The organism is Micromonospora sp. NPDC049580, assembly GCF_040675595.1.
GTDB lineage: Bacteria > Actinomycetota > Actinomycetes > Mycobacteriales > Micromonosporaceae > Micromonospora.
The window spans coordinates 1-9,133 of record NZ_JBFAPG010000248.1 but is presented as its reverse complement, the minus strand read 5'-3'; the positions used below and the strand labels follow the sequence as shown (position 1 = coordinate 9,133).

The 9,133-nt window shown below is 70.6% G+C and carries 9 protein-coding genes; 5 read left to right on the top strand and 4 right to left on the bottom strand.

Going from position 1 to position 9,133, the window contains the following annotated elements; genetic code table 11:
* From AB0J68_RS19660 to AB0J68_RS19650, 3 genes are all read right to left on the bottom strand, one after another.
* Window positions 1-792 (bottom strand): extradiol ring-cleavage dioxygenase (locus tag AB0J68_RS19660; protein ID WP_363939800.1); only part of this gene is annotated, 792 nt, incomplete at its 3' end.
* A 32-nt stretch (window positions 793-824) separates the two neighbouring features.
* Window positions 825-1,595 (bottom strand): citryl-CoA lyase, encoded by a 771-nt coding sequence (locus AB0J68_RS19655; RefSeq protein ID WP_354859107.1) that lies wholly within the window; start codon window positions 1,593-1,595, stop codon window positions 825-827.
* The gene (locus tag AB0J68_RS19650; protein ID WP_363939798.1) at window positions 1,580-2,716 is read right to left on the bottom strand and encodes a CoA transferase; all 1,137 of its coding nucleotides are present in this window, start codon (window positions 2,714-2,716) and stop codon (window positions 1,580-1,582) included. Before AB0J68_RS19650 ends, AB0J68_RS19655 begins: the two co-directional genes overlap by 16 nt.
* Window positions 2,717-2,911: 195 nt before the next feature.
* On the opposite strand from AB0J68_RS19650, the gene AB0J68_RS19645 reads away from it, so the two are divergent.
* The 4 genes from AB0J68_RS19645 (at window position 2,912) to AB0J68_RS19630 (ending at window position 7,178) form a co-directional block, all read left to right on the top strand.
* Window positions 2,912-4,348 (top strand): amidohydrolase family protein, encoded by a 1,437-nt coding sequence (locus AB0J68_RS19645; RefSeq protein WP_354859111.1) that lies wholly within the window; start codon window positions 2,912-2,914, stop codon window positions 4,346-4,348.
* A gap of 3 nt (window positions 4,349-4,351) precedes the next feature.
* Entirely contained in the window at window positions 4,352-5,155 is an 804-nt protein-coding gene (locus AB0J68_RS19640) for an IclR family transcriptional regulator C-terminal domain-containing protein (RefSeq protein WP_354859114.1), read from the top strand.
* A 77-nt stretch (window positions 5,156-5,232) separates the two neighbouring features.
* The gene (locus tag AB0J68_RS19635) at window positions 5,233-5,817 is read left to right on the top strand and encodes a DinB family protein (RefSeq protein ID WP_363939795.1); all 585 of its coding nucleotides are present in this window, start codon (window positions 5,233-5,235) and stop codon (window positions 5,815-5,817) included.
* A gap of 110 nt (window positions 5,818-5,927) precedes the next feature.
* Window positions 5,928-7,178 (top strand): DUF222 domain-containing protein, encoded by a 1,251-nt coding sequence (locus AB0J68_RS19630; protein ID WP_363939793.1) that lies wholly within the window; start codon window positions 5,928-5,930, stop codon window positions 7,176-7,178.
* Window positions 7,179-7,194: 16 nt separating this feature from the next.
* Here AB0J68_RS19630 and AB0J68_RS19625 read toward each other — a convergent pair whose 3' ends face one another.
* Complete coding sequence (locus AB0J68_RS19625; protein WP_355066479.1) at window positions 7,195-7,449, bottom strand: hypothetical protein; 255 nt, start codon at window positions 7,447-7,449, stop codon at window positions 7,195-7,197.
* 143 nt (window positions 7,450-7,592) lie between these two features.
* Between AB0J68_RS19625 and AB0J68_RS19620 the strand changes: the two genes are divergently transcribed.
* Window positions 7,593-9,133: DHA2 family efflux MFS transporter permease subunit (locus tag AB0J68_RS19620; RefSeq protein ID WP_363939791.1), on the top strand; the 1,541-nt coding region annotated here is incomplete at its 3' end.

Genomic DNA, 9,133 nt, shown 5'->3' with positions numbered 1-9,133 from the left:
GTAGTCGGCCTTCACGCCGGCGCCGGCCACACCCATCATCAGCATGAAGTCCATGAAGCCGTGGGTGGCGTTGCCGGGCGAGTGCAGGCTGTCCAGGGTGACCTCGCGTAGGCACCCGTCGAGGTCCCCGTTGGCGATCCACTCGACGGCCCGCCTGTCGAACTCCGGGTCCGGGCCGTGCGGGCCGAACTGCCGGGGGCCGCCCAGCTCCAGGGAGAGGTGACCGGTGCCGATGACGGCCACCCGCAGGTGCGACGGCCAGGACTCGACGATCTCCCGGATGGCCGCACCGAGCTGGACGAAGCGCTTCGGCTGCGGCAGCGGCGGAGCGAAGATGTTCGTGTAGATCGGCACGATCGGCAGGTCGGCCTCGGGCCGCAGCGTGATGATCGGGCAGGTGATGCTGTGGTCGATGCGCAGCTCGTTGCTGAACGCCAGGTCGAAACCGGAGTCCAGGCCCGCCCGCAGGATGTGCGCGGACAGGTCCTCCTGGCCGGTGAGCAGCATCCGCGGCAGCCCGAACTCGCGCTCCTCGTTGTACCAGTTGGCGTCGTAGAAGGGCGCCTTGCCGACCAGGAACTGCGGCATATTGTCCAACCAGAGCTGGTGGAAGTGGTCGGAGCCGACCATCACCAGCACGTCGGGTCGGGCCCGGGTCAACGTCTCCCGGAAGGCCAGGATCTTGCGGGTCCACTCGTCGGCGAACGGTGGCCGGTCCTCGCCGGTCGCGGTGCTGGCCCGGTAGTAGAAGGGGTGGTGGGTGGAGGCGATGACCGCGACGATGGAGGCCATTCCCACTCCTTTCGGGGGCGGAAGAGGGGGAGTCAGGGTTCGTAGACGGCGTTGCGGTCCACGGTGCGGTAGATGTCCATGCCGAGCGGCCGTCGGCGCTCCTCGGCGAGGTGCCCGAGCAGCCCCGCCGCGCGGGCCAGCAGGGCGAAGCCGCGCAGCATCTCGACGGGGAGCCCGAGGTCGGCGAGCGCCGCGCCGCACACCCCGGCGCCGTTGAGCGGCAGGGTACGACCGAGCACCTGCGGGTGTACGCGGCCGATCGCCTCGAACAGCCGCAGGTGCTGGCCGTGCAGGCCCTCCTCGGTGGCGATCCGGATCAGCACGGGGGTGCGCGGGTCCTGGTCCTTGTGCACGGGGTGTCCGAGGCCGGGGACCAGCCGGCGCTCCCGCTTCGCCCGGGTGACGGCGTCGAGGGCCAGCGCGTCGTAGTCGGTCACGTCACCGGCCTGCGCGAGCGTGTCGGCGAGGAACCGTCCACAGTCCTCGGTGACGCCGAGGAAGCGGGAGCCGCCGCCGAGTAGCCCGGCGGCGAGCGCGCCCTGCAACGACTCGGGCGCGGACAGGTACGTCAGTCGGGCGGCGATGGCCGTCGGGGTGAAGCCGTGGTCGGCGAGCGCCACCAGCACCGCCTCGAAGACCCGTACCTCGCCGGGGGTGGGTCGGCGGCCGGCGACCAGCCAGTACGCCAGCTCGCCGAAGCCCACCGTGCCCATCAGGTCGGCGGCCAGGTCCTGCCCGAGCAGGGAGATGGTGGTCGGGTCGGAGGTGCCGATCCCGGTGGGGAAGCTCAGTTCTTCAGCCACGCGCGGATCTCCTCGCCGTGTTCGTCGAGCCCGGGCGGCGGCAGCTCGTACCGGGCCGGGGTGTCGGAGAAGGTGATCGGGTTGCGGACGCCGGGCACGGCGCCGACGGTGACGACCGGGTCGAGCCCAAGCTCCTCGGCGAGGGCCACGCCGCCGTCGATGGTGTTGATCGGCGCGCAGGGGACACCGGCGGCGAGCAGGTCCCGGAACCACTCGTCCTTGGTCCGCTTGGCGAGCCGTTCGACAAGCAGGGGCCGCAGCTCCTCCCGGTTGGCGGTGCGGTCCTGGTTGCGCCCGAAACGCCTGTCGTCCGGCAGGCCGGGCAGGTCGAGCACCTGGCAGAGCTTGCGGAACTGCCCGTCGTTGCCGGCGATGACGATGAGTTCGCCGTCGGCGGTGGGCATTGGCTCGTACGGGAAGAGGCTGGGGTGCGCGTTGCCCATCCGGAACGGGACGGCGCCGCCGGCGACGTAGCCGCTGGAGTGGTTGACCAGGCCGGACAGCGCCGAGCTGAGCAGGTTGACCTCGACGTGCTGTCCGCGTCCGGTCTCTCCACGATGGTGCAGCGCGGCGAGGATGCCGATGCTCGCGTGCAGCCCCGCCATCACGTCGAAGACCGAGATCCCGGCCCGGTATGGCGAGCCGTCCGGGTCGCCGGTGAGGCTCATCAGGCCGGAGATCGCCTGCACCATCAGGTCGTAGCCGGGGAAGTCCCGCCCGGCGCCGGTGCCGAAGCCGCTGATGCTCGCGTACACGATCTTCTCGTTGTTCGCGGTGACGGTGTCGTAGTCGAGGCCGAACCGGGCGAGGCCGCCGGGCCGGAAGTTCTCGATCAGCACGTCGGCGCGGCGGGCCAGCTCCTGGGCGGCGGCCAGGTCGTCCGGCTGTTTGAGGTCCAGGGCGACCGACCGCTTGTTGCGGTTGATGCCGAGGTAGTACGTCGAAACGCCTTCGCGGGTGGGTGGCATCCAGGTGCGGGTGTCGTCGCCGCCCGGGCTCTCCACTTTGATCACCTGTGCGCCCAGGTCCGCCAGGAGCATCGTCGCGTACGGCCCGGCGAGGATCCGGGAGAAGTCCGCGACGAGCAGGCCGGCCAGCGGCCCGGTCGATTGCTGCACCATGTTTCCGCCCGTTCTACGGACACCTGTCCGCCGAGTCAGCTTGCGGCACCACGCGAGCACTGTCAACGGGCAATTCATCGCGATGAAACACGCTCTTGACACGAATCGTGGCCGGGACCACACTTGCGCCACTCGGGCTGGCCGCACAGCGGACAACAGTCCGGAAAACTCGTACCCGGAGAGGAATGGGTGGCGATGAGCGCAACCGACCGGCCGGTGATCTTCCGCAACGGCCTGGTTCTCACCATGGACGACGCCCACACGGTGCTGCCCGGCGCCGACGTGCTGGTCGTCGGCGACCGGATCGCGGAGGTCGGCGTCGGTCTCACCGCGCCCGACGACGCCCTGGAGATCGACGCGACCGACGGCATCCTCATGCCGGGCATGGTCGACACCCACCGGCACATGTGGCAGACCGCCATGCGCGGGTACGGCGCCGACTGGACGCTGACGCAGTACTTCGTCTGGTACTACCTCGAATCCGGCAAGCTGTTCCGCCCCGAGGACGTGTACGCGGGAAACCTGCTCGGCGCCATCGAGGCGATCGACGCCGGCGTGACCACCACTGTCGACTGGTCACACGGCCTGCAGACGCCCGATCACGCGGACGCGGCCGTCGACGCCCTCGAAGCGGTGCCGGGCCGGTTCGTGCTGGCCTACGGCAACATCCAGCAGGGGCCGTGGGAGTGGGCCACCTCGCCGGAGTTCCGCGACTTCCACCGCCGGCGGATCGACGGCGGCAAGCTGGCCGGCTTCCAGATGGCGTTCGACGTCACCGGCGATCCCGCGTTCCCCGAGCGGGCCGCGTTCGAGGTGGCCCGGGAGTTGGGCGCCGCGGTGACCACGCACGCCGGCGTGTGGGGCGCCACCAACGACGACGGCATCCGGCTCATGCACGAGGGCGGCTTCATGACCCCGTCGACCGTGTACGTGCACGCGGCCACGCTCACCCACGACTCGTACAACCGGATCGCCGCGACCGGCGGCTCCGTCTCCGTCTCCACCGAGAGCGAGCAGAGCGCCGGGCAGGGGTACCCGCCCACCTGGCAGCTGCGCCACCACGACATTCCGGTGTCGCTGTCGATGGACACCAGCGTGTGGTGGAGCGGTGACCTCTTTTCGGCGATGCGGAGCACGCTCGGCGCCGACCGCTCCCGTGAGCACCTGGAGGCGCACGCCAAGCAGGACACGATCACCCACTGCCACCTGCGCGCCGAGCAGGTCGTCGAGTGGGCCACCCGGGGCGGCGCCCGTGCCCTCGGCATGGACTCCACGGTCGGCGCCTTGACCCCCGGCCGGCAGGCCGACATCGTTCTGATCAAGAACGACGCCTCCCCGGTGATGTTCCCGATCCTGAACCCGCACGGTCACGTCGTCTTCCAGGCCCAGCGCGGCGACGTGCACACCGTGCTGGTGGGTGGCCGGGTCGTGAAGCGGGACGGCCGCCTCGTCGGTGTCGACCTGGCCGCCGCGCGGGCCCGGGTGGCGGCGACCATCGACCACCTGCGCGAGACGATGGGGGAGGAGGCGTGGCAGCGTGGCATGAACCCGGACGTCCCGGAGACCGCCATCCTGGAGAACCCGTACCAGTACACCGAGTGGGACGCCGGCTCGGCCCAATGGAAGCATTAGGACATGAGTGACAACGGAAGGGGCGCCGGGCCCGACTTCATCGAGGCTCTCGCCCGTGGCCTCGACGTCCTGCGCTCCTTCCGTCCCGCCTGCCCGTCGATGACGCTCAGCGAGATCGCCGCCGCCACCGGCCTGGCCCGGCCCACCGTCCGACGCATCCTCATCACGCTCGAGTCGCTGGGCTACGTCCGCGCGGTCGGCCGTGGCCACGCCCTCACCCCGCGCGTCCTGGAGCTGGGGATGGCGTACGTCAACGCGCTGAACATGTGGGACGTGGCCCGCCCGCACATGGAGAAGCTCGTCGCGCAGACCAACGAGTCGACCTCGATGGCCCAGCTCGACGGCAGCGACATCGTCTACGTCGCCCGGGTGGCCGTCCCGAAGATCGTCACGCTCGGTGTCACCATCGGCACCCGCTTCCCCGCGCCCGCGACGTCGATGGGCAAGGTGCTGCTCGCGGCGCTGCCACCGGAGACCCTGGCCGCCGTACTCGCTGAGCCGACGCGCTCCGGCATCACGCCACGCTGGCAGCCCTCGCCGGGCGAGCTCGACGCGGTGCTGCGGGAGGCTCGGGCGAAGGGCTGGGCACTCGCCGACCAGGACCTGGCCCCGGGAATCCGGTCCGTCGCCACCGGCGTGCGCGACGGCGACGGGCGGGTCGTCGCGGCGATCAACGTGACCGTGCACGCGGCCGAGACCTCCCTGGAGACCCTGCGCGAGGAGCACCTTCCGAGGTTGCTCCGCGCGGCGGCCGACATCGGGCACGACTGGGCGCTGACCGCCGCCGTCCCGGTGGTCACCGCCTAGCTGCGCTTCGGGTGCCCATGAGCTCCGCGGATCGTCCGGGGCAACGCCGACACCCAACAGATGCCATAGTGCCGGCCATGAAGGCAGACCTGCACAGCTACTTGAAGGGCGGCCGCGACTCGCTGCTGTGGAAGCTCGACGGGCTCGGCGAATACGACATTCGGCGGCCGTTGACCCCGACCGCGACCAACCTGCTCGGTCTGGTGAAGCACTCGGCGGCCATGGAGATCCTCTACTTCGGCGTCGTGTCCGGCCGACCGTTCGAGCAGGAGCTGCCGTACATCGGCGATGGTGCGGAGACCAATGCCGACATGTGGGCGAGCGCGGATGAGACCCGCGAGGAGATCGTCGAACTGTATCGCCGCGCGATCGTCCACGCCGACACCACCATTGACGCCCTTGCGCTGGATGAGGTCGGACGCGTGCCGTGGTGGGGCGACGCAGCGGTCACGTTGCACCACGTCCTGGTCCACGTCATCGCGGAAACCAAACGGCACGCCGGCCACGCCGACATCGTGCGCGAACTCATCGACGGCGCGGCCGGGCTGCTGCCCAGCAACGACAACCTGCCCACCGGGGACGAGTCATGGTGGCTGGACCACCGCCGGCGAGTGGAGCAGGCAGCCCTCGACGCCAGCAAACTCCCACCGATGCTGCCCTAGCCGGGCGGTGGGCGCCCTGGTCCGAGCGTTCCGGGATGATGGCGGACTGCCCCCGCGACCAATCGATCATGGTGACTGAAAGTGTCGTACACCCGTTCTAGTCTCGGGTCATGGTCGAGGAGTTGGCGCAGGCAGAGGACGCGATCGCAGCCTGCGCCGACGCCGCCGCCTGGGCTCTGCCCGAGCAGGAGTTGATCGCGGCGCTCGACGCCGCGCACCGCATTGAGCAGCGCCTCGCCGCCGTGACTCTCGCCCTGGTCCGTGAGCTCGACGGCCGTGGCACGGCCCGCACCCAGGGCGCGTCGTCCACCGCGGTGTGGCTGCGCGAACGGCTGCACCTCACCATCCCGGCCGCCCGCCGGCTCGTCGATCTCGCCGCCGCCCTCGACGCCGCACCGCCCGCCGTGCGGGACGCCCTCGCGGCCGGGACGGTCACCGCCGAGCAGGCCCGCGTCATCACCGACACGATTGGCGCGGCGGCGGCGTCGGCCGGCGCCGAGGCCGCCGACAAAGCCGTCGGTGTTCTGGTGCAGTGGGCCGGGCAGTTCGACCCCACCCTGCTGCGCAAACTCGGCACCCGCATCCTCGACCACGTCGCACCCGAGGCCGCCGACGCGGTCGCCGCCGCGGCACTCAAGGCCGAGACCGACCGGGCTGCGCGCGACCGGCACCTCACCATCTCCGAACGGACCGACGGACGACTGCGGCTCAGCGGCATCCTCGACACCGAAACCGCCGGCCTGCTGCGCGCCGCCATCGACCCGCTGACCGTGCCCACCGGCCCCGACGACGCACGCAACCCCGGCCAACGGCGGCATGACGCCCTGGCCGACGTGTGCCGCCTCGCCCTGCGCACCGGCGAACTACCCGACAACGGCGGCGACCCCGCCCAGATCGTCGTCACCACCAGCTACGACGGGTTGACCCGGCAGTTGGGCAGCGGTTCCCTCGACATCGGCCCGCAACTCACCCCCGAGACGGTGCGTCGGCTCGCCTGCGACGCCGCGATCCTCCCCGCCGTCCTCGGCAGCGCCAGCCAACCACTCGACGTGGGCCGACAACGCCGCCTCATCACCGGACCCCTACGCCGCGCACTCGTCCTGCGCGACCGAGGCTGCGCCTTCCCCGGCTGCGACCGACCACCACGCTGGTGCGACGCCCACCACATCCACCACTGGGCCGACGGCGGCACCACCACCCTCCACAACGCCGTCCTCCTCTGCGGCCACCACCACCGACACCTGCACCACACCGACTGGGTGGTGCGCCTCGGCGGCGACGGCCACCCCGAATTCGTACCACCCGCCTGGCTCGACCCCGACCAGATCCCCCGCCGCAACCAGTACCACCGACGAACGTAACCACCACCACCACCGATCACCCGGAAAAGCAGGCCGACCGAGTGACGCCGATCACGTTGGTCTCCATCGCCGTGCGTCCGACCGCGAGGTCGACCGTGGTGGGTTCCTGCGGCATTCCGCCGGTCACGCCGGCGTTGTTGACGAGCACGTCGAGGCCGCGAGTGTGACGACGGTCAGCCCAACGACCTGATTGCCAGCCCCACGACCTGGTCGCCACCCCGACGACCGGCTGTAAATCCACGGCCATTCGGATGCGCGGCCGGGCGGTCACGAATCCGGCGGCAAATCGTCACCACCGGCGGTTAGTCTTCCTGCGCGCGTCGTCGTCCTGGCACGCCGCGCCCCGCGCCTGGTCGGCGCGGCTTCGCCGCCACCGCCCACCAATGGCCGGCTCAATCGACTTCAGGAGAATTTGTGACACAGCAATCCGTCGCGACATCGGACAAACTCGACGCCGCGGTGCTCAAGGTGGCCGGCGTCGTCGTCCTCGGCGCGATCATGTCGATCCTCGACGTGACGGTGGTCAGCGTGGCGCTGCCCACATTCCAGAACGAGTTCGACGCGTCCTACGCCCGCGTCGCGTGGACGATGACCGGCTACACCCTCGCCCTGGCCACCGTGATCCCGCTCAGTGGCTGGGCCGCCGACCGGTTCGGCACCAAACGGCTCTACATGGTGGCGCTGGCGCTGTTCACGATCGGGTCGGGGCTCTGCGCCACCGCCGACTCGATCGGCGAGCTGATCGGCTACCGCGTGCTGCAGGGCCTCGGCGGTGGCATGCTCATGCCGCTGGGCATGACCATCATGACCCGCGCGGCCGGGCCCCACCGGATCGGCCGGCTGATGGCCGTCCTCGGCATTCCGATGCTGCTCGGGCCGATCGGCGGCCCGATCCTCGGCGGCTGGCTGATCGACACCGCGAGCTGGCACTGGATCTTCCTGATCAACCTGCCGATCGGTGTCGTCGCGCTGATCTACGCACAGTTCGCGCTTCCGAAGGACGCGCCCGAGCCCTCCGAGTCCTTCGACTTCGTCGGCATGCTGATGCTCTCGCCGGGTCTCGCGCTGTTCCTCTACGGCGTCTCGTCGCTGCCGGAGGCGGGCACCTTCGCCGAGGCCAAGGTGTGGGCGCCGATGCTGGTCGGCGGCGCGCTGGTGGTGGCGTTCGTGCTCTACTCGTTCAAGCCCCGGCACCCGCTGCTCGATCTGCGGCTGTTCCGCAACCGCAGCCTGACCATCGCCTCGGTGACGCTGTTCGTGTTCATCATCGCGTTCATGGGCGCCGGCCTGCTGTTCCCGAGCTACTTCCTGCAGGTGCGCGGTGAGTCGACGCTGGCCGCCGGCCTGCTGATGGCCCCGCAGGGCATCGGCGCGATGCTCACCATGCCGATCGCGGGCACGCTTGCCGACCGGGTGCCGATCGGCCGTACCGTTCCGTTCGCGTTGGCGCTCATCGTCGTCGGGTTCTTCAGCTTCACCCAGGTCGACCCGCAGACCTCGTACTGGCTGCTCGGCGGGTCGCTGTTCGTGATGGGTCTGGGCATGGGCGGCACGATGATGCCGATCATGACGTCGGCGCTGCGGACGTTGCAGGCGCAGGAGGTGGCCCGCGGCTCGACGCTGGTCAACATCCTCCAGCAGATCGGCGGCTCGGTCGGCGCCGCCGTCATGTCGGTGATCCTCACCAACGAGCTCAACGGATCCCGGCCGATCCCCGGACTGGTGGACGAGAGCGGCAAGCCGATCACCGAGGCCGGGCTGGCCATCGCCTCCCAGCAGCGGCCGGAGCTGCTGCAGCAGATGCCGGTGGACCCGTCGATCATCGAGCGCGGGCTCGACTTCGCCGCGAAGTCGTTCGCCACCACGTTCTGGGTCGCGTTCGCGCTTGTCGTGCTCACGTTCATCCCGGCCGCGCTGCTGCCGCGCCGGCGTCAGCCGGCGCAGCTCGACGACCG